At 63.2% G+C, this 23,840-nt stretch carries 22 protein-coding genes; 9 read left to right on the top strand and 13 right to left on the bottom strand.

Translation table 11 applies throughout. From position 1 onward, the window contains the following. The first annotated feature begins 29 nt into the window (after positions 1-29). Positions 30-287 carry a hypothetical protein gene (locus MON38_RS11965; protein WP_241936403.1) on the top strand — a complete coding sequence of 86 codons (258 nt, stop codon included), beginning with the start codon at positions 30-32 and terminating at the stop codon, positions 285-287. A 169-nt stretch (positions 288-456) separates the two neighbouring features. On the opposite strand, the gene MON38_RS11960 is transcribed toward MON38_RS11965, so the two are convergent. From MON38_RS11960 to MON38_RS11945, 4 genes are all read right to left on the bottom strand, one after another. Next, entirely contained in the window at positions 457-1,491 is a 1,035-nt protein-coding gene (locus MON38_RS11960; RefSeq protein ID WP_241936402.1) for a 5-methylcytosine restriction system specificity protein McrC, read from the bottom strand. Positions 1,492-1,584: 93 nt separating this feature from the next. Beyond that, complete coding sequence (locus MON38_RS11955) at positions 1,585-2,040, bottom strand: SMI1/KNR4 family protein (protein WP_241936401.1); 456 nt, start codon at positions 2,038-2,040, stop codon at positions 1,585-1,587. Between the two features lie 64 nt (positions 2,041-2,104). Then, on the bottom strand, positions 2,105-3,406 hold the full coding sequence (locus MON38_RS11950; protein ID WP_241936400.1) for an AAA family ATPase: 1,302 nt from the start codon (positions 3,404-3,406) through the stop codon (positions 2,105-2,107). Between the two features lie 177 nt (positions 3,407-3,583). Then, entirely contained in the window at positions 3,584-4,426 is an 843-nt protein-coding gene (locus MON38_RS11945; RefSeq protein ID WP_241936399.1) for a hypothetical protein, read from the bottom strand. Positions 4,427-4,580: 154 nt separating this feature from the next. Between MON38_RS11945 and MON38_RS11940 the strand changes: the two genes are divergently transcribed. Both MON38_RS11940 and chrA read left to right on the top strand, forming a co-directional pair. Next, positions 4,581-5,555: an isopenicillin N synthase family dioxygenase gene (locus tag MON38_RS11940; protein WP_241936398.1), complete on the top strand. Its 975-nt coding sequence runs from the start codon at positions 4,581-4,583 to the stop codon at positions 5,553-5,555. 111 nt (positions 5,556-5,666) lie between these two features. Continuing rightward, positions 5,667-6,974: a chromate efflux transporter gene (chrA, locus tag MON38_RS11935; protein ID WP_241936397.1), complete on the top strand. Its 1,308-nt coding sequence runs from the start codon at positions 5,667-5,669 to the stop codon at positions 6,972-6,974. Positions 6,975-7,041: 67 nt separating this feature from the next. Here the strand turns inward: chrA and MON38_RS11930 are convergent, their stop codons facing one another. Together MON38_RS11930 and MON38_RS11925 are read right to left on the bottom strand one after the other, a co-directional pair. Then, positions 7,042-8,403 carry a lysophospholipid acyltransferase family protein gene (locus MON38_RS11930; RefSeq protein ID WP_241936396.1) on the bottom strand — a complete coding sequence of 454 codons (1,362 nt, stop codon included), beginning with the start codon at positions 8,401-8,403 and terminating at the stop codon, positions 7,042-7,044. A 116-nt stretch (positions 8,404-8,519) separates the two neighbouring features. After that, the gene (locus MON38_RS11925; RefSeq protein ID WP_241936395.1) at positions 8,520-9,020 is read right to left on the bottom strand and encodes a DUF6799 domain-containing protein; all 501 of its coding nucleotides are present in this window, start codon (positions 9,018-9,020) and stop codon (positions 8,520-8,522) included. A 296-nt stretch (positions 9,021-9,316) separates the two neighbouring features. Here MON38_RS11925 and MON38_RS11920 point away from each other — a divergent pair, with 296 nt between their 5' ends. Then, positions 9,317-10,261 (top strand): DnaJ C-terminal domain-containing protein, encoded by a 945-nt coding sequence (locus tag MON38_RS11920; protein ID WP_241936394.1) that lies wholly within the window; start codon positions 9,317-9,319, stop codon positions 10,259-10,261. A gap of 18 nt (positions 10,262-10,279) precedes the next feature. Continuing rightward, positions 10,280-10,603 (top strand): chaperone modulator CbpM, encoded by a 324-nt coding sequence (locus tag MON38_RS11915; protein ID WP_241936393.1) that lies wholly within the window; start codon positions 10,280-10,282, stop codon positions 10,601-10,603. A 17-nt stretch (positions 10,604-10,620) separates the two neighbouring features. On the opposite strand, the gene MON38_RS11910 is transcribed toward MON38_RS11915, so the two are convergent. The 6 genes from MON38_RS11910 to MON38_RS11885 all read right to left on the bottom strand — a co-directional run bounded on the left by MON38_RS11910 (position 10,621) and on the right by MON38_RS11885 (position 17,611). Continuing rightward, complete coding sequence (locus MON38_RS11910; protein WP_241936392.1) at positions 10,621-12,381, bottom strand: ankyrin repeat domain-containing protein; 1,761 nt, start codon at positions 12,379-12,381, stop codon at positions 10,621-10,623. Between the two features lie 38 nt (positions 12,382-12,419). Then, positions 12,420-13,166: a ZIP family metal transporter gene (locus MON38_RS11905; RefSeq protein WP_241936391.1), complete on the bottom strand. Its 747-nt coding sequence runs from the start codon at positions 13,164-13,166 to the stop codon at positions 12,420-12,422. 177 nt (positions 13,167-13,343) lie between these two features. After that, entirely contained in the window at positions 13,344-13,712 is a 369-nt protein-coding gene (locus tag MON38_RS11900; protein WP_241936390.1) for a hypothetical protein, read from the bottom strand. A 27-nt stretch (positions 13,713-13,739) separates the two neighbouring features. Further along, entirely contained in the window at positions 13,740-14,372 is a 633-nt protein-coding gene (locus MON38_RS11895; RefSeq protein WP_241936389.1) for a hypothetical protein, read from the bottom strand. A gap of 90 nt (positions 14,373-14,462) precedes the next feature. Next, positions 14,463-15,329 carry a carboxylating nicotinate-nucleotide diphosphorylase gene (nadC, locus tag MON38_RS11890; protein ID WP_241936388.1) on the bottom strand — a complete coding sequence of 289 codons (867 nt, stop codon included), beginning with the start codon at positions 15,327-15,329 and terminating at the stop codon, positions 14,463-14,465. 230 nt (positions 15,330-15,559) lie between these two features. Beyond that, entirely contained in the window at positions 15,560-17,611 is a 2,052-nt protein-coding gene (locus MON38_RS11885; protein ID WP_241936387.1) for a M13 family metallopeptidase, read from the bottom strand. A 326-nt stretch (positions 17,612-17,937) separates the two neighbouring features. On the opposite strand from MON38_RS11885, the gene MON38_RS11880 reads away from it, so the two are divergent. From MON38_RS11880 to MON38_RS11870, 3 genes are all read left to right on the top strand, one after another. Beyond that, on the top strand, positions 17,938-18,357 hold the full coding sequence (locus MON38_RS11880; protein WP_241936386.1) for a VOC family protein: 420 nt from the start codon (positions 17,938-17,940) through the stop codon (positions 18,355-18,357). Positions 18,358-18,431: 74 nt separating this feature from the next. Next, positions 18,432-19,052: a hypothetical protein gene (locus tag MON38_RS11875; protein ID WP_241936385.1), complete on the top strand. Its 621-nt coding sequence runs from the start codon at positions 18,432-18,434 to the stop codon at positions 19,050-19,052. A 57-nt stretch (positions 19,053-19,109) separates the two neighbouring features. Further along, entirely contained in the window at positions 19,110-21,314 is a 2,205-nt protein-coding gene (locus MON38_RS11870) for a tetratricopeptide repeat protein (protein WP_241936384.1), read from the top strand. A 128-nt stretch (positions 21,315-21,442) separates the two neighbouring features. Here the strand turns inward: MON38_RS11870 and MON38_RS11865 are convergent, their stop codons facing one another. Then, positions 21,443-23,077, bottom strand: coding sequence for an NADP-dependent glyceraldehyde-3-phosphate dehydrogenase (locus MON38_RS11865; RefSeq protein WP_241936383.1), 1,635 nt, complete (start codon positions 23,075-23,077; stop codon positions 21,443-21,445). 159 nt (positions 23,078-23,236) lie between these two features. On the opposite strand from MON38_RS11865, the gene MON38_RS11860 reads away from it, so the two are divergent. After that, on the top strand, positions 23,237-23,668 hold the full coding sequence (locus tag MON38_RS11860) for a hypothetical protein (RefSeq protein ID WP_241936382.1): 432 nt from the start codon (positions 23,237-23,239) through the stop codon (positions 23,666-23,668). Positions 23,669-23,840: the final 172 nt, after the last annotated feature.

Here is a 23,840-nt window from a genome sequence, read left to right as displayed (position 1 = left end):
GTTAACCCATTTTCAAAATTACCCTCAAAATGAACAACCTGTTCAAAGTTGCTGCCCTGGGCCTGGCCCTGACCGCTGGTCTGACCTCTTGCGAGTCGAAGTCGACCGAGTCGACCACCGTTGAAACTCCTGCTGCTGGCACCGAGACTTCGACCTCGACCACCACGACCACCGACACCACCGCAATGGCTCCCGCTACCACGGACGCTGCTGCTCCTGCTGCTGATGGCGCTATGGCTCCTGCTGCTGGCACCACCACCACCACCACCGAGGAAGTTAAGAAGTAATTGGCCGCTGGCCCTCGCGGCCGGCTCCAATTCTCTGGCATTCGCCGACAGCCCGGATTTTCCAGCAGGAAAGTCCGGGCTGTTTTGCGTTTGGGAGGATTGGCCGGCAGGGCAGAATGAGCGTCTTGCAGCGCGCAGCGAAGTACAACGGTTATACTCCTCTTGCTCCCTATTCTATCAGCCGCTGCAAATCGGCCGCGATGCCGGGCCAGGGCTGGTGTAGGTTGAGGGTGACGACCCGCACCGGGTGCCCACCCAGCGTGTAGCGCAGGTCGACTGCCTGCGCGTTGGCCGGATAGAGCAGGACGCCTTCCAGGGCTTGGCCCGGACCGGGCTGCTGGTTTTGCAGGTAAGCATAGAGCTGGTAGAGGTGCGGGGCGATGAGGCGCTGCTGGTCGTAGCGGGCGCGCAGGGCAGCAGCGTAGTATTTGGTATCGAGGATGATTTTGCGGTCGGGGGCTTCGAGCGTGGTATCCGTGAGCATGGTGGGCAGCAGGGACAGGTCGGCAGGCAGGTCTGCTTCGGCTTGCCAAGCAATGGTTTCGGCAAATACGCGGTAGCGGCGCTGCTCGCGGCGGTAGAAGTTGCGCACGAACTGCTCGAAAATGCGGGCCATCAGCACTTCGTCGCGCCGGAAATCGGTGAAGCGTCGGCGGCCATCAGCGGCCGGCTCGGGTAGGGCCACCTGCCACACCAGCTCGCACACGTGGGTCAGAAACTGCGCCGCGCCATCGAGCCGCTGCCGCCGCAACTCGCGGAAGGTTGCGGCGGTTGGTGCGACTTCCGCCCCGGCGGCTATTGGCAGGCGCTGCCGGGCCTGGCGCAACTCGTGGCGCAGCGGCGCGGGCACGCCGGTGGCATGGGCCAGCGTGGTTAGCGTGTGGGCCAGCAGGCGGTGCAGGGGCGAATCCACGCCCAGCTCATCAAATGTGCATACGGCGCGGCCCTGCCCCAGCAGCCCGCGCCCGAGCGAGGGGGCCAGCTCGATGCGGCCGCGCAGGCTGGCCAGCTCGGCTTCCTGGGTTTGGAAGGTGCGCGGCAGCCCATTGCGCAGTCGGCGGCGCATACCGTGCAGCAGCACCTGAGCCAGCAGCGCCAGCGGCTTGGCAAACGGCGTGCTTTCGCTGGCTTGCAGCACGGCCGGCTCGGGCAGCCGGTTCCAGGCGTAGCAGAGAAGGTAGTAAAGAGTGGGGAGGGGAATCACGAATTGTAACAAGATGGGCTGTGAGCTTTAGTGACGCTAGTTGAGCAACACGAAAAGTTAAACCAGGGCATCTTCCGGTCTGAGTTACATGGATTAGTCACCGTGGTCGTACATCACCACTGCATCTTCCATATATAGGCTTAAAAAAGTGGCTAAAGATGAGGTAATTACCTTAATTTTGTTGGGCGTGCCCATTATGCCAATCAAATAGCCATCACCGTATGGGTTGGTAATAAGTCCGTATTGCCAGCTCCAGTGCATGTAGTCTACAAATACTATCACATCAGTTGAGATGGTTTCTACTCCACGCATTGAGTCAATGACTAATTCCCGTCGTTCTGAGCGAAGCTCTTCAGCGGATAAGAAGTAGAAGTAATTGTCATCGAAATCCTGGTACTGCTCTGTATTCAGGTGCATGCCATTGGAACAACGATATAGCTGCACAAAATCATCGGGAAGCGTTACCCCATTAGCAAACGCCACCACTTGGGGATTCCACGATTCTTCAGGTGTGGCCAAGATTTTCTGGCTGCGCCAGTAGTCGGTCAATTCATCAAGTGTGGCTAGGAGAATATTCTGAGAGGGCGCATGATGTATATGGAAAGTCGGCGCCCTACGCCAGCAGCTTGCGCAGCTGAGCGGCGGCCGTGGCGGGCTGCTCGCGCCAGTAGTCGGCCAGCAGCGGGCCGATTTCCTGCTCGAAAACCAGGCGCAGCCACGCGGGCGCCTCGGCCGGGTTGGCGGGCGGCTGGCAGAAATAGCTGTGGCCGATTTCAAAATCGGGCCCCAGTTCGGGGTCATCGGCAATGGTGTGGTTGAGGGCCGCCATGCGCGTGCAGAGTTGCTCGACGAGCGCGGCCGGCACCTGCCGGGCCGTCAGAAACTGTTGTAGTGGCGGGCCGAACTGCGGCCCCAGCGCCACGAAGGCGAAGCGGCGGCGTAGGGCGTAGTCGAGCGGGCTGAGCGAGCGGTCGGCCAGGTTGAGCGTGCCGATGACGTATAAGTTCTCGGGCACGAAGAAGCGCGGGGCCTCGGCCGGGGCGTAGGGCAGGCGCAGGGCGTGGGCCGGGCCGCGCTTGTCGGCCTCCAGCAGCAGCAATAATTCGCCGAAGATGCGTGGCACGTTGCCGCGGTTCACCTCGTCAATCAGCAGGAAGTGGGGCCGCATGGGGTCGGCCGCCGCGCGCTGGCAGAGCAGGGGCAGCACGCCGGGCACCAGGTGGAAGCGGCCCTGCGCATCGGGCCGGAAGCCCAGCATAAAATCCTCGTATCCGTAGCTGGGGTGAAACTGCACCAGCTCGATGCGGCTTTCGTCGCGCGCGCCGAGCAGGAGCCAAGCCAACCGTCGCGCCAGAAACGTTTTGCCGGTGCCGGGCGGCCCTTGCAGCAGCAGGTTGCGGCGGCGCTGCAGGCCGGCCAGGGCCGCATCCAGCTCGGCTTCGCTGATGAAAAGCTCGGTTAGGGCTTCGGCGCGCAAATAAGCGGACGCCTCATAAGCTGCGCTGGGCTCGGCCGCGATGCTCGGCTTCGGCAAGGGCTCGGCCACTGGTGGCAGGCCGGTGTAAAGGTCTTCGGCCTGTTGCTGGTCGGCTTCTTCCCCGTCGGTGGCCGAGCCGGGCGTGAGCACCGGCCGCCGCGTGCTAATGGTGAAATCCAGCTTTTCGAGCACCGTGTTGGTGGGGGCGCCGGCGGGGCGGGGCCAGCGGGCTTCGGGGTTGCCGGTGGCCAGGCGGTAGGCGCGCTCGGCCACCACGCGGGGCGGGTAGCGGCGGCCCCGGTACACCAGCTCGTACACGGTGCCGGGCGGCAGCGTCGGCGCCTCGCGCGCCAACTGCTTCAGGGCGCGCAACACGTGCTCGCGGGTGAGCAGGGGCGAGGCGGGTGTGGCGGCAGGAGCAGGCGAAGCGTCAGACATGGTGGGCAAGGTAAGGCTGACTGGAACGATGGGTAAAAAAGAACGTCATGCTGAGCGAAGCCGAAGCATCTCTACCGCTGCAGTAATCCTGTTGATTGGATTGCGATGCGCGGTAGAGATGCTTCGGCTTCGCTCAGCATGACGTTATGCTGGCTGAGAGAAGCGGCCTGCGAACCGTTACGGGGCTACCGTAAAAGTGCGAGTCACCGAGTTGAACGGGCCGGGAATCATGGTGCCGCTGGCATCCACCAACTCCAGCTTCACGGTGTTTTCGCCAGCGGGCAGGCCTTCCATCATGTAGGGCAGCCACTTGTCGAGCATAAACTCGGTGCCGTTGATGGTGGCACGTACGCGGTTGCCGCCGGGCTCCAGCGTGGTGTTCACGAGGTAGAAGTCGAGCATGATGCGGCGGGCATCGGCACCGGCATAGGTATCCTTGGGGCGGCTGTAGAACAAGGCCGGGGCTTTGGTGTCGAAAGGAGCAGTGCCGGGCGCGGCTTTGCCCACCGTCACCACACGCAAGTCGTAGGCGCCGCGGTGCTTGAGGCTTTCGTGGTAGGAGCGCGACAGGAACGAGAGCACCACGTGCTGGCCGTCGGCCATCGGCTTCGAGAAACGGGTTTCGTAGTGGGCGGTATAAGGCTCGTTGTCCACGATGTTGTGGATGTGCTGGCCTTTCATCGAGTTGGCCATCTGGGCCATATGGGGGCCGCCGCTCATTTTGGTGAGCTGGAAGTTGGTGAGCTGGTAATCAAACGCTACCTCGCCGCTGGGCACCGTGGAGCCGGCGATGGGGGCGCGCAGCTGCATCTGGGCTTCGGGGAATTTGGGCGAGTCGCTGAACGGCGTCAGGCGAATGCCGTTCGATTCCATGGCCTCGTTGCTGGCCACGCCGGTAGCCGCGGGGCTGGTAGTGCCGGCCGTGGCGCTAACGTCGGTTGCGGGCTTGCTCGATTCGCAGCTCGCCAAAGCGCCGAGGGTCAGGGTAGTGCTGCACAGCAGCCACAGGGAACGTTTCATATGTAAAAGGTCAAAAAGAGAAAGATAGTAGTATTTGGAAGGCGGGGCTACAATCAGCCCACTTACGTAGTGGGTACGGTGCGGGGTTTTGCTTAACTTGCGTCGTTGCCCACCAATGGGGCGTAGTGGCCTCAAAGTAAATCCAAAAATTGTTATGCAAGACCAACTTCTTGACCAGATTCCCTCGCTCGACCTCGCCGACTTCCGTTCGGGCGACCCCGAGCGCAAGGCCCGCTTCGTGCAGCAGCTCGGCGAGGCCTACCAGAACATCGGCTTTGTGGCGCTGAAAAACCACGGCCTCAACGACGAGCAAACCAAACAATTGTACGCCGACGTGCAGGCCTTCTTCCGGCTGCCCGACGAAGCCAAGCAGCGCTACGAGAAGCCCGAACTGGCCGGCCAGCGCGGCTACATCAGCAAGGGCAAGGAGCACGCCAAGGGCCGCAACACCGGCGACCTGAAGGAGTTTTACCACGTCGGCCAGGAAGTGCAGGACGAGGACCCCATTAAGAGTGAGTACCCCGACAACATTTGGCCCGAAGAGCTCAGCACGTTCAAAGACACGGCCCTGACCACTTACCGCACCCTGGAGTCGGCCGGCAAAGACGTGCTGCGCGCCATTGCCCTGTACCTGCACCTGCCCGAGAACTACTTCGACGACAAGGTGAAGAACGGCAACAGCATCCTGCGTCCCATCCATTACTTCCCCATCGAAGACCCGGACGCAGTGCCCGCCGATGCCGTGCGCGCCGCCGAACACGGCGACATCAACCTGATTACCTTGCTGATGGGTGCCAGCGCCGACGGCCTGCAAGTGAAGCGCCGCGACGGCAAATGGATTCCCATCACGGCCCTGCCCGACCAGATTGTGGTGAACGTGGGCGACATGCTCCAGCGCCTCACCAACGGCGTGCTGAAGTCGACCATTCACCGCGTGGTGAACCCCGCCCGCGAGAAAATGAATACCTCGCGCTTCAGCATTCCGTTCTTCATGCACCCGCGCTCGGAAATGAGCCTGGCTGCCCTGGACCACTGCGTGACGCCCGACAACCCCAAGAAGGAGGCCGACATCACGGCCGGCGAGTTCCTGAACGAGCGCCTGATTGAGCTGGGCTTGAAGAAGAAGTAAGGCAGCAGCTTTTAGACAAACGTCATGCAGAGCGCAGCGAAGCATCTCGCGTGCAGCAGTAATTAAATTACTTTCTCAACGAAGCACGCGAGATGCTTCGCTGCGCTCTGCATGACAATCCTGCCCCCAACGAATAATCCTGCCCCGCCACCCGCCGCACCCGTTTCGCTCACGCCGCCCCCGCGGCGCTCGGGCAAGCGGACGCGGCGGGTGCGGGGCATTATTTTTTTGAAGGACGTGGCCGGGCTGTCGCTCACGGCCTTTGGCGGGCCGCAGGCGCACCTGGCCATGTTTTTCCGGCTGCTGGTGGAGAAGCGCCGCTACATCACGGCGGCCGAGCTGCTGGAGCTGCAGGCGCTGTGCGCCCTGCTGCCGGGCCCGACTTCCACGCAGACCATTACCGTCATCGGCTTTCGGCTGGGCGGGCCGAACCTGGCTTACCTCACCTTATTGGTCTGGATGATGCCGGCCGTGGTGCTGATGACACTGGCGGCTCTCACGCTGAACCACCTCGACCCGGCCCGCATGGCGGCGCTGGTGCAGTTTGTGCAGCCAGTGGCCGTGGGCTTCGTGGCGTTTTCGGCCTACAAGATTTCGGAGAAGGTTATTCATACCAAAACCTCGGTGGCGCTGCTGGTGGCGGCGGCCATGCTGGCCTATTTCTTCCAGCTGCCCTGGATGCTGCCGCTGCTGCTGCTGGCGGGCGGGGCCATTACCACGGTGCGCTACCGCAAGCACGCCATCGTGCAGGAGAAAAAGCCGCTGCGGGTGGAATGGGCCAACTTTTTCCTGTGGTTCGGCACGCTGGTGGGGGCGGCGGCGCTGGGCTACTTCACGCATTTGCTGCCGGTGCGGCTGTTCGAAAATTTTTACCGCAACGGCTCGCTGGTGTTTGGCGGTGGGCAGGTGCTGGCCCCGCTGCTGTTTGCCGAGTTTGTGAAGTCGAAGCATTACCTCACGGGGCCGGAGTTTTTGTCGGGCCTGGGGCTGGTGCAGGCCATGCCGGGACCGAATTTCTCCATTGCGGCTTACATCGGAGCGCTGGCCATGCGGCCGGCGGGCGGCACCGGCGTGCAGATAATGGGCGCGCTGGTAGGTGCGGCGGGCATTTTCCTGCCGGGTACATTTCTCATCTTCTTCGTCATCCGCTTCTGGGACCGGCTGCGGCAGTACCGCGTGGTGCAGGCCTCGCTCGAAGGCATCAACGCCGTGAGCGCGGGGCTGGTGTGCGCGGCCACCTTCCTGCTCTACCACCCGCTGCCCGACCGAATGCTCGACCTGCCCTTCCACCTCGGTCCCATCCACTCGCTGCCGCTGAATCCGTTGCTGGTGGGCCTCACGTTTCTGCTGCTGCTCTGGGAAAAGGTGCCGAGCGTGGTGATTGTGGGTGCGGCGCTGCTGGCCGGGGCTTTGGTGTAATGAATTGCTAACGTGGACTTGGGCGCACTTGCTTATCGTACAATTCACCAATTTGCCATTCCACTACTCACCGCGCCGCCAGGTACGCCTCCCGCGCCTCCTGCAGCTCGGCCACCAGGTCGGCACGCTGGGCCAGCAGCGCCTCGCCCACAGCTGGCGCGCGGCGGAATAGCCGCGCCGCCCGCAGCCGCCGCAGCCGCGCCGAAAGAGTACTCCAATAACTCAGGGCGTAGAAGCCGGTGGCGGGCAGGCTCAGGCCGTAGAGCAGCGTCAGGCGCCAGTCGTGGGTGAGCCAGTGCTGCACGGCGGCAATCTGCAGGGCGTAGGCCAGCGGAAAGGTCATCATGCCCACCACTAGCATGATGGGGGCCACAAACTCCACATCCTTGGTAGCGCGCTTGGCCACGGCCGAAGGCAGAATGTAAGGCAGGTAGTTGTTGATAACGCCATACAGCCACACCGGCGCGCCCAGCACCAGGTTCAGCAGGCCCACAATGGAGCCGCGGCGCTGGCTGTCGAGGGCTTCATCATTCAGGCCGTGGCGGCGTAGCTCGGCCAGGTAGTTGTCGAAGCGGCCCCGGGCCTCGGCCAGACGCTCGGGAAACTGCTGCTCGGCCCAGGGCAGCGCCTGCAGCAGCGTGCGGCTAAGCTGGAAGTTGTCGTAGAGCGTGTCGGGGTCGTCGTCGGGGTTGAGGTGGTCGCCAAAGGTGCGCTCAATCTGCTGCACAAAGGCATCCTCGGCCGCGTCACGGCTGATGACGAGCCGCCGCTCCAGCGCCACCCGAATGGCTTCGGTAAGCTGGTCGGCAGCTTCGTCGGGGTCGTGGGCGTAGGCGGCGGCATAGTCGGCCACGCAGATGGGCGGGGCCACGTTCAGCAGCACGTCGGAGCGGAATTTGTGCGGGTCGAAGTAGTTGGTGGCCACTGGCACCACTTTCAGGCCCAGCTTGAAACCGTAGCGGGCTTCGGCTCCTAAGGCAATGCGGGCGGCTCCGGTTTTGAGGGGGCGCAGGCGGCGTTCGCTCACGCTGGTGCCCTCCGGGAAAATCATAATGGTGCCGCCCTTGCCCAGGTAGTCGTAGCAGCGGCCGAAGCTGGCCTCGTTCTGGGCGGCGCGCTCCTCGGGCGTGGCCACACCGCCCACGCCGGTGCCCGTATCCTGTGCCCGGTAGATGGGGATGGAGTTGCCCGACTGCATGATGGCGCGCAGCACCGGGTTCTGGAAAAACGTGCTTTTGGCCAGGAAGGCGATGGGCTGGCGGCGGTTCACGGCGGCCAGCAGCGGGTCCATCAGGGTGTTGGGGTGGTTGCCGGCCAGCAACAGCGGCCCGGGCAGGTGCATCCGTTCGGGGTGCCGCACTTCGATGCGGCGGAAAAACACGCGCAACGCCACCTGTACCAGCGGCTTCATCACAGTATAAAAGAGCATGGGGCGGGATACGTAAGGCCCCGAAGATAGGACGAACCCGCGGCGCCGCCGCCCCATAAAAACAAACCGCCGCCCCTTTGCCAGGGCGGCGGTTGAATTCCAGCTAGTGGTTAAGCTTATTTCCGGCGCTTGGCGGCTTTCTCCTTGGCCTTGGCTTTCGCTTCGGCGGCTTTCTCTTTGGCTTTGGCTTTTTTCTCGGCTTCGGCCTCCATTTTCTTGCGCTTGCCGGGGTGCAGGGCGTCGAAAAGCTGGATTTTGGCGATGCTGTCGGCGGCCACGATTTCGGCGCGCGAGGTGATGCGGCCGGTGAGCGACACGTGGTCGCCTTCCTTCATTTGGGCGGTGGTGCCATCGGTGCCCGTAACTACGCCGGCGGGCGTGATGATGGTGCCGTTAACCAGTTTTTTATCGGCCACCAGCGGGTTGCTGATGCCGAGCTCGGTGAGCACCACACGGCCCTTCTGCATCGACAGGCCGTCCTTGATGCCTTCGGCTTTGGCAGCGGCGGTGCGGGGCTTGGGCACTGCCCGGCCGGGGCGCGGCGTCTGGGCCTGGGCCGCGAAGGTGCCGAATAGCACGACAAGCAGAAACGTATAGAAAGGGGAGGGTGTCTTCATGGAAAAATGAAAAACAAGGCCGGATGAAAACAATATAAAAAGCTAATTCAACGCAAGATACCGCCTTTTACAGTGTGATGCGAGCGTTGACCAGGTTGCAAGTGCAAAATCGGGGCCAGCTTTTGGGCAGCGGGCAAATTAACTTTTGCCGATTTATTTCCGTTCAATAGTGGCCGGTCAGAGGCGTTATCCGGCCCGGGCCAGCACGCTTACGTACGGATATTGCGCCCTGATGGGTTGGCGAAAATACACGCTTCCATCATTTAAGCATTCATATTCATAAATTTCTGCATCAAGTGGATTACAAGGACTATTACAAAGTGCTGGGCCTGGAGAAATCTGCCACCCCCGAGCAAATCAAAAAGGCCTACCGCAAGCTGGCCCGCCAGCACCACCCCGACGTGAACCCCAACGACAAGGGCGCAGAGCAAAAGTTCAAGGAAATAAACGAGGCCAACGAAGTCCTGAGCGACCCCGAGAAGCGGAAGAAGTACGACCAGTTTGGGGCCGACTGGCAGCGCTACCAGCAGCAGCCCGGCGGCGGCGCGGGCCGCGGTGGCCAGCCCGGCGGCGGTTTCGACTGGAGCCAGTACACGCAGGGCCAGGGCGGCGGCTTTGGCGGGGGCGGCAGCCCGTTTGGCGAGGGCGAGGATTTTTCGGACTTCTTCGGCTCGCTGTTCGGCAACATGGGCGGCGGGGGCGGGGGCCGCACCAGCAGGCCCGGCGCCGGCCCCGACTACCAGGCCGAGCTGGAACTGAGCCTGGAAGAAGCCTACCAGGGCGGCCCGCGCACCATCACGGTGAACGGCAAGAACCTGCGCCTGACCATCGCGCCCGGCGTGGCCGACGGCCAAACCATCCGGCTGCGCGACCAGGGCGGGCCCGGCCGCAACGGCGGCCCCAACGGCGCGCTGCTCATCACCTTCCGCATCCGGCCCGATGCCCGCTACGCCCGCACCGGCGACGACCTGACGCAGGATGTGCCCGTTTCCATCTACAAAGCCCTGCTGGGCGGCGAGCAAACGGTGGAAACGCTCAGCGGCTCCGTCAAAATCAAAATCAAGCCCGAAACGGCCAACGGCACCCGCCTGCGCCTGCGCGGCAAGGGCTTCCCGGTTTATAAAAAAGAAGGCCAGTTTGGTGACCTGTACCTGCGCCTGAATTTGACGCTGCCGCAAAACCTCACCGAACCGGAAAAAGAATTGATTCAGCAGCTGGCCGCTTTGCGTCCGGAGGCTTAACCCCTCGTTTTGCCCGCCATGGAAATGCACGTTCTCACCCTTACGTTTCAGGAATGCTCGGCCCGTTACGGGCTGGCTCCGGCCGCGCTGCGCGAATTTCTGCAAGCCGGCCTGCTGCGGGCCGCGCCCGCGCCCGAAACGGTCATCATCGACGAGCCCGACGACCTGCCGCGCCTCGCCCGCCTGCACCACGAGCTGGGCCTGGCCCCCGAGGCGCTCGACATCATTCTGGCCATGCGCCAGCGGCTGGTGCGCCTGCAGGCCACCCTGGCCCGCGAAACGGCCCGCGCCCGCCAGCTGGAAAATTTCCTGCTGGGCGGCGCAGTGGAAGATTTCGGGTAAGCTGCTGTGGCTGAGAATTACCGCCCATACGGCCGCTCGCGGCCGATGAGGTAGCTGCCGCCGCGCTTGTTGACGATGGCCTTGTCGGCTCCGTGGCGCAGCAGAAATTTCTCCAGCGGCACGTTCTGGTCCCATTGCTTGGCGTAGATGAGGGCCGTGTTGCCGTAGCTGTCCACCGAATTGATGGATACGCCGCGCTGCATCAGCGCCTGCATCATCACGGTATCCTTCAGCACGGCGAAAGTGGGGTTGTTGGGCGTGGTGAGCTTCACGCCCAGGCGCTTTTCGGCGTAGTTGAGGAAGGGCAAGCTTTCGAAGCGCAGCACGTATTCCTCCGGGTTGAGGGGCAGGTGGAATGGGTTATCGAGCCGGGCCCCGTGGCGCAGCAGGAACATGGCCGTGCTCACGCGGCCCGCCTGGTAGAGCGGCGGCTTGCGCTCGGCTTCGGCAAACGGGTATTTCAGGCCCACCCGCAGCGGCTTCACCAGGCTGGCGCCGCGGTCGAGCAGGTGCTGAATGGCCACCGTGTCGCCTTCCCAGATGTAGCGGTACAGCATGGTGTCGTAGAAGTCGAACTGCTTGAACAGCGAATCGGGCGCGTGGCGCAGCAGGACGGGGCGCAGCTCGGCCTTCTCGCCCAGGAACTCCGTCGGGTACCGCCGCCGGTTGTAATAGTCGGTGTAGCTGATGAGCTGCAGGTTGGCACCGTGCGCAAACAGCAGTTCCAGCGCCGCTGGCGACTTGGCGAAGCAGATGGGCGGATGACGGGCAATATCGTAGCGGTTAACCTTGGTGGCCGAAGCCCCGCGTTTCAGCAGCAGCGCCACGAGCGGCACATTATCGAACACCAGCGCGTGGCTGAGCGGCCCCAGCTTACGGCCCTTGATATACACCGCCGAATCGACCCCAAAGCCGCGTTTCAGCAGCGAATCGACGCGGGCGAGCTTGCCGGTTTCGAGGGCCTGGCCCATCAGCTCGGCGGCGCTGGGCTTGTAGTTGCGGCGCAGGCTGTCGATGATGTGCTTCTGGGCCTGGGGCGACGACATCATGCGCGCAAAGAGCTTTTCCTCCGCGCTCATGCTGGCAGCGGGCGTGGGCTTGTCGGGCACCAGCTGGCCCTGCCGCGTGAAGGTGAAGCGGCCGCCCATCAAGTCGCCGTGGCATTCGAGCTGGTCGGTGGCGAAGTTGATTTCGGCCCCCTCGTAGCGCCCGCCCGATTGCCAGGTGATGCGCCGCGTAGGCAGGTGCAGCACCAAGTCGTTGTCGAAGCCGTTGCGAATCAACACATAATCTGCGTCGTTGAAAGGCGTAATCTGCACGTAGCCGTATTCCGACCCCAGCTTCAGGCGCGTTTCGGCGCTGCGCAGGCGTTGCTGGCTTATCAGCGTGCGGTACTGTGCCTTCAGGGCTTCCGGCACGGGCACCGGGGCGCGTAGCCAGCCCGCTTTGCCACTCACCAGCGCGTACAAGTACTCCTGTTTGTTGGTGAACAAATAGGCTCCGTAGCGCACCGGCTGGGCCTTCAGCTTCACCGGCTGGGCCTTCTGGTCGAAGTACGCGTCGGGCTGGAAAGCTTCCGGCTTAATCTGCGTTTCCGGCGGCTGCGGAAACCAGAACAGGCCCGTGGGCTCGAACGAATACTGCCCCGCCGCCAGCGGCTGGCTGAACCGGAACATGGACGCTTCGGCCGAGCCTTTGCGCCGGCTTTGCGCCGCAGCGTGGGGCACCAGCAGAGCGCTCCAGCCCAGCAGGAGCAGATAACCAAGCAGCCGCTTCATCGGGAAATAACAGGCAAAGGATAGTGGATAATTGCCGCTTACGCCACGGCCAGCGCCAGCAGCAGCCCGGCCAGCGTAGCCGCCAGCTTGGGCCAGTTGAGGCGGTGCTCGGGGCTGGTTTCGAACAGAATGGTGGTCGAAACATGCAGGAAATTGCCGGCCACCAGCCCCAGCAGCGCCGCGTACCAGCCGCTGCTCAGCAGCTGCGACAGCACCACGTAGTTGCTCACGATGATGCCCACCGGCGAGGCCAGCGCAAATATCAACAGCCCCACCCACACGCGGCGGAAGCTGCCCAGCCGCAGCCGCAGCAGCGTGGCCAGCGCAAACGCGGCCGGCATGTGGTGCAGCGCCACGCCCACCACAATGGCGTAGAAATTCCGGCTGATGTCGCCGGCTTCGGGCGTGTGCACCAGCACGCTGCCTTCCAGAAACGAATGCAGTATCAGCGCCCCCAGCAGCAGAAACGGTACCCGGCCGGGCGCCTCGGGGCTGTGGCCGTGCTCGTGGTGCACGTGGCCGTGCTCGATGCCCTGCGACAGCACTTCCAGCAGCAATTGGCCGAAAAAGCCCGCCAGCACCCAGTAGCCCACCCGCGTAGGGTGCTCAGGCAGCAGCTGCAGCGCTTCGGGCAGAATGTGCGTGACGGTGAGCGTGAACAGATACGCCCCGCTAAAGGCCAGCAGCGGCTTCAGCCACTGCCCGCCGCGCGCGACGGGCACCCAGGCCGCCGCCGCGCCCGCGCCCAGCACCGTGAGCAGGAGTAGAAAAATGGCAAAACCCATAAACGAAGAAATCAGGAATAAAACCCGCGGAAGCAAGTACTACCGGCAAAGGCCGGCGTGGTTCAGCTTGCCGCGCACATTATCCGGATGGAGAAGACGCAAAGCGGCAGCTTTGCGACCGCCAACCGGCGGGCAAAGCTGCCACCCACAATAGCTTAGACGAAGAGTGTCGGCGCCTTAGCGCTGGATTTCGTGGCCGTTTTCGGCCGTGTCGGCCTGGCCCGATTTGCCGGCGTCGTGCAGCTGGCCGCGCTTGCGCATGCCTTCCTCGGCGTTGGCCGAGATGGCCGACTCAGCCGAGGGCACGGGCTTGGCGTTGGTGCCGTGGGCTTCGGCCTCGGCGGCCTGAATCAGGGGCGAGTTGGCGTTTTCGATGGAGCCGTTGGGCACCGAGTGGTCGAAATTCTCGGTATCGCGGGTGCCGGGGGCTACCACGTCGGTCGATACTTTGTCGTCGGGGCGCCAATCGGAGGGCTCGCTGCTGCAGGAAGTCAGGGCCAAAGTAGCGGCGGAAATGGCCAGCAACAGGGTGGAGGTCAATTTCATCGAAGTAAAATTAGCAGAGGTTGAAAATTAAGCGGTTGGCGCGCCGGCTTCGGCGGGCAGCAGGTTTTTGCGGCGCAGCATGGCCTCGAACAAGCGACGGTCGTTGTCGGCGCTGAAAATTTTGAAGGGCAAATGTAGAAACACCGGCACGTCGAACGTGCGGGCCAGCCACAAACGCCAGGCGGCCATGCCGGCGGGCGGCGTGCCGGGCTTCAGGTACAGTACGTAGGCGTCGACGTCGCGGCGGGCGCGGCCAATCATGTCCCAGTTCAGCTGCATGGCTTTGCCTTCCTTTTCGGGGCCTACGCGCAGCAGAATCTGCTTGTTGTCCATCTCAAACGCCATGCGCTCGAACAGCGGCTTGCTCTGCTCCATCTGCGTCACGCCCGTCACCTGGGCCGAGCGGAACAGCACGAACAGGATGGTGAGCACCACGGCCAGCGCAATCCACCACCACGAGTGCACAAACAGGGCCGGCAGCAGCCCCAGCGCAAACGGAATGAGGGCGTACACCCAGTCTTTTTTCCAGACTTCGCCCATCACCATCTTAGTGTAGGCATCGGTGGTAAGCTGTGATTTCTTGGTGCGGATGGCCAGCGACGGCATCTGCTGGGCCTGGCGGAAGCCGCCACCGCCGCCGCGTTGGTTGGGTTGGTTCATTTGCTGGTTGTTCGTTGTTTGTTGTCAGTTGTTAGGTCGTTCAGGAAGTAGTGGAAACTAACAACTGACAACAAGCAACTGACAACTAGATTAAAATGCTTTCAAACTCAAATCGAGGCTTTTGACGGAGTGCGTGAGCGCGCCCACCGAGATGTAATCCACGCCGGTGCGGGCCACGTCGCCGATGGTTTGCTCGGTGATGCCGCCGCTGGCTTCGGTGGGGAAGCGGCCGGCAATGAGCGCCACGGCCTCGCGCAGCTGCTCGGGCGGCATGTTGTCGAGCATGATGCGGTCGATGCCGCCGGCATCCAGCGCCTGCTGCACTTCAGCCAGCGAGCGGGTCTCGATTTCGATGGGCAGCTTCAGCCCTTTTTCCTGCAAATAGGCGTGCGTGGCGGCAATGGCGGCCCCAATGCTGCCGGCGTAGTCGACGTGGTTATCCTTGAGAATAATCATGTCGAACAGGCCGTAGCGGTGGTTTACGCCGCCGCCGATGAGCACGGCCCACTTCTCGCAGAGGCGGAAGTTGGGCGTGGTTTTGCGGGTGTCGAGCAGCTTGGCGCTGGTGCCGGCCAGCAGCGTGTTCAGGTGGGCGGTGTAGGTGGCAATGCCGCTCATGCGCTGCATGCAGTTGAGCACCAGGCGCTCGGCGGTGAGGATGCTGCGGGCCGGGCCTTCTACCGTGAAGGCAATGTCGCCGTGTTTCACGCGGGCGCCATCGGCCAGCAGCGGCGTCATGGTCAGGCTGGGGTCGACTTCGGCGAAGATGAGCGGGGCCAGTTCCATGCCGGCCAGCACGCCGTCGCCTTTCACGAGCAGGTGGGCACGGTTGCGGGCATCGGCCGGAATGGCGGCCAGGGCCGAATGGTCGCCGTCGCCCACGTCCTCGGCCAGGGCCGTGCGGATGAAGGTGGTCAGCGCCTCGGGCGTGAGATAAGGAGCGGGAAGGTTTTGCACGGCGCAAAGGTACGGCCCCTGCGGCGGCGGCGAAAGCCGCGCCGGGCAGGGGCCGTTTGGGTTGGTTGGGAGAGAATAAACCTAAAGTAGGAACGTCATGCAGAGCGCAGCGAAGCATCTCGCGTGCAATCACTACTGTTTGACGCACCAACGATTGAATTAGTGGCGGCGGGCGAGATGCTTCGCTGCGCTCTGCATGACGTTCTTCATTAATCAAACAAGCCAGCCGATTACCAAATCACCACCCGCGTCGAATCGGGGCGGTAGAGTTTCTGGCCGGGCTTGATGCCGAAGGCTTCGTAGAAGGCGGGCACGTCGGCCATCGGGCCGTTCACGCGGTATTGGGCGGGCGAGTGCACGTCGGTGAGCAGCTGCGAGGCGAGGCTTTCGTCGCGCACGTGCATCTGCCAGCCCAGGGCGTAGCCCAGGAAGTAGCGCTGCACCGGCGTGAGGCCGTTGATTTTCTTGCCCTCCTTGTACTGCTTGGTTTTCTTGAAGGCATCCAAACCGATGACGATGCCGCCGAGGTCGGCAATGTTTTCGCCGGCCGTGGCCTTGCCGTTGATGTGCAGCGAATCGAGCAGGGTGTAGCCGTTGAACTGCTTCACGATGCCGTTCACGCGCTGGTTGAAGCGCTGGCGGTCTTCCTTGCTCCACCACTCGTGCAGGTTGCCGTGGGCGTCGTACTGGCTGCCCTCGTCGTCGAAGCCGTGCGTGAGCTCGTGGCCGATGGTGCTGGCGCCAGCGTAGCCATACACCAGCGCGTCGTCGGCGTCGGCATCGAGCAGGCCGGGGATGGCGAAGGCGGCGGCGGGCAGCACAATCTCGTTGTTCGAGCCGTTGTAGTAGGCGTTATAGGTCTGGGGCGTCATGCCCCACTCGGTGCGGTCGACGGGCTTGCCCAGCTTGTTCAGCTCGTAGTGGTAATCCCAGAGGTTGGCGCGCATCACATTTTCGGCCAGCGAGCTGCGGTCAATTTTCAGGCTGGAGTAGTCCTTCCATTTGTCGGGGTAGCCCACCTTGGGGGTTATTTTATGGAGCTTGTCCAGCGCCACCACTTTGGTGGGCGCACTCATCCAATCCAGCTTCTGAATGTGCTCGGCGAAGGCCGTCGTCACATTTTTCACCAGGGTGTCGTAGCGGGCTTTGGCTTCGGGCTTGAAGTATTCCTTGACGAACAGCTGCCCCAGGGCGTCACCCAGGGCATTTTCCTGCATGTCGAGCACCCGCTTCCAGCGCGGGCGGATTTCCTTGGCACCGCGCAGCACGGTGCTGTAGAAGTGGAAGTTCTCGTTCACAAACTGGCTGCTGAGCGTGGGGGCAAACGACCCCGCCACCCGCCAGGTGAGGTAGGCTTTCCAGTCAGCTACGGGCTTGGTTTTCAGGAGCTGCCCAACGGTTTGGTAAAATTCGGGCTGGCCCACAATCACGGTGTCCACGTTGGTGAATTCCATCTGGGCCAGCCAGCTTTTCCATTCAATGCCCGGCGTGAGCTTGTTGAGCTGCGCAATGCTCATTTTGTGGTAGTTGGCGTAGGGGTCGCGCAGGGCTTCGAGCTTGCGCGACGACTTGGCCAGCGCTGTTTCCAGGGCCATTACCTTATCGGCATTGGTTTTGGCCGTGGCCTCGTCTTGCCCCAGCAGCTTGAAGGTGTTGGCCACGTGCTTCAGGTACTCGGCCCGGATGTTCTTGGTGCGCGTGTCGGTGTTGAAGTAATAGTCGCGGTTGGGCAGGCCCAGGCCCGACTGCCGCAGATACAGCACCATTTTGTCGCTGTTCTTGTCGTCCTGGCCCACGCGCGGGCCAATGAGGGCGCGCACGCCCAACGGAATTTCGTGGGCAATAACGCCCGGTACATCGGCGGCCGTTTTCATGGCCGCAATGCGGTCCAATTCGGCTTTCAGCGGGGTCGCGCCCAGCTTGTCGGCCTTCACCGAATCCATGCCCACGGCCCAGAAATCGCCGATTTTCTGCTGGTTGCTGCCGGCGGCGGCTTTGGCGTCGGCGGCTTCGATGCTGGTTTGGCGCAGGCGGGCGTACACTTCGTCCTGCACCTTTTTGCCGATGCCCATATTGCTTTCCGAAGCCGGAATGGGGTTGTTCTTAATCCAGGTGCCGTTGGCGTAGGAGAAGAAGTCGTCGCCGGGCGCCACGGTGGTGTCGAGGGCGGCGCGCAGGATGTCGGGCTTGCCGTCGGCCGAGCCGGCGGTTTTCAGCGAGTTGGCGGGGCAGCCGGCGAGGGCCGCGCCCAGCACGGGCAGCAGCAGAAAGTGTTTTTTCATGCGTTGGATGAGATGGAGCGGCAATGGGGCGAATATCGGCACCCGGCGCCCGGCATAGACCAGCGGCCGCGCCAATAGTTGCCCGAATGCGAAGCCGGTTGCGCAAGGCAGCGCATCAGCAGCAGACGGCTTGCGGGCCTGCATTGCCAGGCCGTTGGCGCTTTGTTGAGAAATATGATATGATAATGCGGATAAAAAATTGTGCTTATTTATAAATAAGCTGTATATTTAGGTTGTAATATACTTGGCTGAAGCCCCAGCGCTGGCTAGTCGCCGCAACTGCTGGAGCGGCAGCCAGCCGTTTCGCCTTCATTAATCCCGTTGCCATGCAAACGCCCTCGCCACCGATTCTTAAAGGCAAAGTGTCCCGCCCCGCCATCATCGAGCTGGGTGTGGCCGATGCCGCGCAGCTCGCCAAAACCAAAACGTTTTACGAGGCGCTGCTGGGCGAAACCAACTACCCCTACCGGCTCACTACCGACATGGCCCTGCTGTGCGTGGCCACCGAAAACGGCAGCACGCACACCCTCATCTACTGGGAAGTGCCGGGCGACAGCGCCGACCTGAAGAAGGTGTACGACGACCTGATTAAGAACCACGGCTGCGGCGGGGTGCACCCGCCCCACAAGCCGCCCAAAAACTTGCTGCCTGCTATCAAAAGCGACCTGGAGCTGGCCACGCTGGCCGATGCTGCGGGCAACGTGCTGGGGCTGGTGATAAACCCGCCGTATCCGTTTGTGCGCTAGTGGCTTGCCCGTAGCCCCACGCCCGGTATGGAACCGTCTGAATTTTTGCAATACCAAAAACACACTTGTTTGTGATGAACGTGCATCGATTGATACTGTGGGCGGTGTTGCTGGCGGCGGGTGGTTCGTGCGCCCGCCGGCCGCCCCACATGGGCAGCGGCCCGCCCCAGGCGATGCCGGCGGCGGATGTGAGCTTTGCCAGTTTTGGCGACAAGGCCATGATAGGGCGCGAGGCGGCAATTGAGCGCCGATACGCTACGGATGCCGCCTGCCTAAAAGCGGCGCGCCGCTACCACAAAAACGTGCTGCACAATGCCGGTGAGCCCGTGCCGTACACAAGCTCTCCGCTCACGTATTCTTTCCCCAAACCGGGAAACGGGGGCGTGAAGCCGAAGGAACTGCGGTTCACGACAGCAGCGGTTGTTGACAGCAGCAACGTGTCGTTTCTTGAAGTGGAGCAGGCAAGCCCAGCGCCTACCGACTCGACCAATGCCCGGGAACTGCGGGACGTCGTGAAAGAACTGGTGAAGGCCGGGGCTACCATCGTGAGAAAGCAGGAAATCGACCCCAACCCCATTAATGGTAAGCGGGCCTGGCGCGTGGTGCTGCACACCGACAAGCCCATCAACTCCTCCGACAAGCGGCTGGTGTTAGAGGGCACCTTCGGGTTGGTGATTAACCCGCCCTACCCCTGATAGCGAGCAGGGGCGGAATTGCGTGCAAATAAACCGGGGCACTGCCAGGAGCTAGCTATGAAATTCATATTGGCGCTCGCGTTATTGACTATTGGCTGGGGGCTGGCCCGCCCCGCGCAGGCCCAAACACGCCCGGCCGACAGCCTGCGCGCCCTGCTGGCCGCCCAGCCCGCCGCCGACACCACCCGCGTGCGCCGCCTGCAGGCCCTGAGCGCGGAGCTGCAGCTAAGTGCCGCCGACCAATCGGCCCGGGTGCTGGAGCAGGCCTTGGCGCTGGGCCGGCAGCTGCACGATTCGCTGGGCATGGGCCAGGCCTTGCTGGGGCTGGGCACCCGCGCCCGCCGCCGTGCCGACTACGCCCAGGCCAGCCGCTACACCCGCGAGGCCCAGGCCCTGTTTGCCCGCCGCCACGACAATGCCGGCCTGGCCAAAACCTTTGTGCAGTGGAGCTTTATTGCCAGCGAGCAGGAAAACACGCTGGCGTCGCTGCGGGCCGCTTTGCAGGGGCTGCCCTACGCCGAGCGCGCCGGCGACCGCGTGGCCCAAACCTACCTGCAGGTGGCCCTGGGCAACGTGTACGTGCAGCTGGGCAACTACGCCGAAGCCATTCAGGTGCTGCGCCCGGCCCTGCGCACGGCCGATGCGCGTGGCGACGAGCACATGCGCGCGGCCGCTTCGAACCTGCTCGGCAATGCCTACCTGCGCCTGCGCGACTACCCCCGCGCCCTGCGCTACCTGCGCCGCTCGGTGAGCCTCAACCGCCGGGTGGGCGACAACCAAAGCGCCCTCATCGACGAAATAAACCTGGCCGAGGTGTATGTGGACCAGGGACGGCTGCCCCAGGCGCTGGCCTATGCGCAGCGGGCCCGTACCGAGGCCTACGCCACCCACGATGCCTTTAACCAGCCCCCGGCCGAGCTGGCCTTGGCCCGCGTGTACCTGCTGCTGGGCCAGCCCGACAGCGCCCGCCGGCTGGCCCGGCACGCCTACGCCGAAAGTCGCCGTACTCGCAGCAACGAAAACCTGCGCAACGCCAGCGACATTCTGGCCCGGGCCTACGCCCGGCAGGGGCAGTTTGCCGAGGCCTACCGCTACCAGGCGCTGTGGGCTGCCTACCGCGACTCGGTGTCGGGCGAGCTGACGCAGCGCCGCACCAGCGCCCTGCGCTACGGCTACGAGCTCGATAAGAAGCAGGACCAGATTGCGCTGCTCACCCAAAGCCGCGAGCTGCAGGCCCAGCGCGCCTTTCGGCAGCGCCAGGAAATGCGGGCGTTGCTGGCCGGCCTCGGGGGCTTGCTGCTGCTGCTGGGACTGCTGGCCCGCAACATTTACCTGAAGCAGCGGGCCAACCGCACCCTCAACGAGAAAAACGAGGAGATTGGCCGCCAGCGCGACCGCCTCGACCAGACCCTGACCAAGCTGAAAACCACCCAAACCCAGCTGGTGCAAAGCGAGAAGATGGTGGCGTTGGCCGCCCTCACCTCGGGCGTGGCCCACGAGATGCAGAACCCGCTCAACTTCGTGAACAACTTTGCCGAAGTGAGCCTGGAATTGCTGAACGAGCTGGAAGAGGAGCACCAGCAGGCCGCGCCCAATGCCGGCCTGACGACCGAGCTGCTGGCCGACCTGCGCCAAAACCTGCTTAAAATCAACCAGCACGGCGACCGGGCCTCGGGCATTGTGAAGGGGATGTTGGAGCATGCCCACGCCGACCCCGGCCAGTGCCAGCCCGTCAACCTCAACAACATGGCCCAGGAATACCTGCGCCTGGCCTACCACGCCCTGCAAACCAAGCATCACAACTTCGAGGTGGCCCGCAGCTTCGACCTCGACCCCGCGCTGGGGCCGCTGCAAGTGGTGCCGCAGGAGCTGGGCCGGGTACTGCTCAACCTGTTCGCCAACGCCTTTTATGCCGTGCACGAAAAGGCTGCGCTGCTGGGGCCCGACTACGTGCCCTCGGTGCGGGTGCGCACCCGGCGCATCAGCGGCGCGGTGGAGCTGCACGTGCGCGACAACGGACCCGGCATCCCGGTGGGCGTGATGGACAAGATTTTCGACCCCTTCTTCACCACCAAGCCGCCTGGGGAGGGTACTGGCCTGGGCCTATGGCTCACCTACGACATCGTGACTAAGGGCTACGGCGGCACCCTCACGGCCCGCTCCGAAGTCGGCGCCTTCACCGAGTTCATCGTGACGCTGCCGCAGGACCAAAGCGTACCGCTGGCCGCGCCCGAGCTGGCCGAGATTGAGGGCAGCGAGTAGGGAAGGCTGATTGGGACAGAGCTGTCATGCTGAACGCAGTGAAGCACCTTATCACGTCTGAACAAGTTGTTCGAACGTGATAAGGTGCTTCACTGCGTTCGTCATGACAACCGACAATAGCCGCCGTTCTACAAAATAAACCGCGTGCTCAGGAAGCTGCTTTCCTGGCCGTCCACAATCTCATTCAGCAGGTGCTTGTTGGCGTCGGTGAGCTTGGTGGCCACTACCGTGCGGATGCTGAAGGAACGCAGCGCGTCGTTCACCGAGAGGGTGCCCTCGGCCGAGTCTTTGCGGCCGGTGAAGGGGAAGGTGTCGGGGCCGCGCTGGCACTGGGCGTTGAGGTTGACGCGGCTGACCTGGTTCACGAGCTGGTCGATGAGGTCGGCCACTTCCTGCGATTCGGAGCCGAAGATGCTCACCTGCTGGCCGTGGTCGGAGTCGATGAGGTACTGAATGGCCTCCTCGGTCTGGGCGAAGCGGGCCACCGGCACCACCGGGCCGAACTGCTCCTCGCGCCACACCTTCATGCCGGCCTGCACCGGGTAGAGCAGGGCGGGGTATACCAGCGGGCCGGCCGCGGTGCCGCCGCCTTCGTTCATCACGCGGGCGCCGTAGGCTTCGGCATCGGCGATGATTTCGGCCAGGTAGGCGGGTTTCTGAGGCTCGGGTAGGGGGGTGATGTTCACGCCCGCATCCCAGGGCATGCCGGGCTTCAGCTTGTTGATTTCGGTGGCAAGGCGCTGCACGAACTCATCGGCTATGCTTTCGTGCACCAGGAACATTTTGAGCGCCGTGCAGCGCTGCCCGTTGAAGCTGAGCGCGCCGAGCAGCGACTCCTGCACCGCCACCGTGAGGTCGGCGTCGGGCATGATGATGGCCGCGTTCTTGGCGTCGAGGCCCAGGATGGCGCGCAGGCGGTTGCTCTTGGGGTGCATCTTCTTGAGCGAGTCGGCCACCCGGCTGCTGCCGATGAGGCCCAGCGCGTCAATCTTGCCCGAGGCCATGAGGGCTGGCACTACGGTGTTGCCGCGGCCGTACACGGTGTTCACCACGCCCTTGGGGAAGGCTTCGGCGAAGGCGGCCAGCAGCGGGAAATGCAGCAGGGTGCCGTGTTTCGGAGGTTTGAAGAGGACCGTGTTGCCCATGATGAGGGCTGGAATGAGCATGCAGAACGTCTCGTTCAGCGGGTAGTTGAAGGGGCCCATGCAGAGCACCACGCCCAGCGGCGAGCGCCGAATCTGGCCGATGATGCCTTCTTCGATGGTGAAGCGCGAGGAGTCGCGGTCGATGTCCTTGAGAGCATCAATCGTGTTGCGGATGTAGTCGATGGTGCGGTCGAACTCCTTGTTGGAGTCGGCGGCCGACTTGCCGATTTCCCAGAGCAGCAGCTTTACGATTTCGGCCTTGCGGGCCACAATCAGGCGGGTGAATTTCTCCACGGCCGCGATGCGCTCGGCCACGCTCATCATCGGCCACTCGCCGCGGCCGAAATTGTAGGCCTGCACGGCGGCATCGAGGGCCTTGATGGCTTCGGCCTCGTCGAACAATGGATAGGAGCCGATGACGCGGGGTTTCAGGGTGCCGTCGGGCTGGCGCTCGAACATAGGCGAAATGACTTCCTGCACGGGGCCGGCCCACTCGCGCAGCTCGCCGTCGAGCAGGTACTGGCGCTGGTGCAGCGGCGCGGCCAGCCGCCAGGCGTCGGGAATGGCCGCCACGTCGGGCGGGAAGAGTTGAGTCAGGCTTTCGGAGGAAACAGGCATAGAACAGGCAAAAGGTGCGGTGCGAACCTACGCACCAGCCATCGGGTACGGAAATAATGCCCTGCCGGCCCGGTTTGGGGCGTTTCTTTACGGGAACGTTTGCGTACCGCGCAGGCCTCCGAAAACCGCTATGTTTCGGCCGAAAATTATTTTGAATCCATGACGCTTCACCTGCTGCTCCTGCTCAATTTCGCCGCCGCGGCCTACCTCACCGGCCTCATCTGGACGGTGCAGGTGGTGCACTACCCCAGCTTCGGGCTGGTGCCGAAGGACGCGTGGCTGGCTTTCCACCGCGCCCACACCCGCCGCATGAGCTACGTGGTGCTGGCCCCCATGGTGCTGGAGCTGGCTCTCGCCGCCTGGCTGGCCTGGGCCGGGCGCGACGCCCTGCCCGGCGGGGCCGGCTGGTGGAGCCTGGGGCTGGTAGCCTTGATTTGGGCCGCCACGTTCTTCATCGCCGTGCCTTTCCACAACCGCCTCGAACACGGTTTCGACTACATTGCAATAGATGGCCTCACGCGCACCAACTGGCTACGCACGCTGGCCTGGACGGTGCGGCTGGCGCTATTGGGTTGGCTACTAGCGAGGTAAGTAAAGCATGCGGCTGCGAGTAAGTATATTTTAAGTACATAGGCGCGGTGCATCATCAATGGTGAGTATATGCCGGGTGCATAAACAAGGTCTGGCCATATCATTGGGTATGTTATGAGCACATAAACCATGTGCGCTGGCCTAACTTAATGAAGTATTCAGGATGGTTTCA

Origin of the sequence: Hymenobacter cyanobacteriorum (assembly GCF_022631375.1) — a bacterium.
Classification (GTDB): Bacteria; Bacteroidota; Bacteroidia; order Cytophagales; family Hymenobacteraceae; genus Hymenobacter; species Hymenobacter cyanobacteriorum.
Note: the sequence above shows the minus strand (reverse complement) of the source record. Positions and strands in the feature narration are given on the sequence as shown.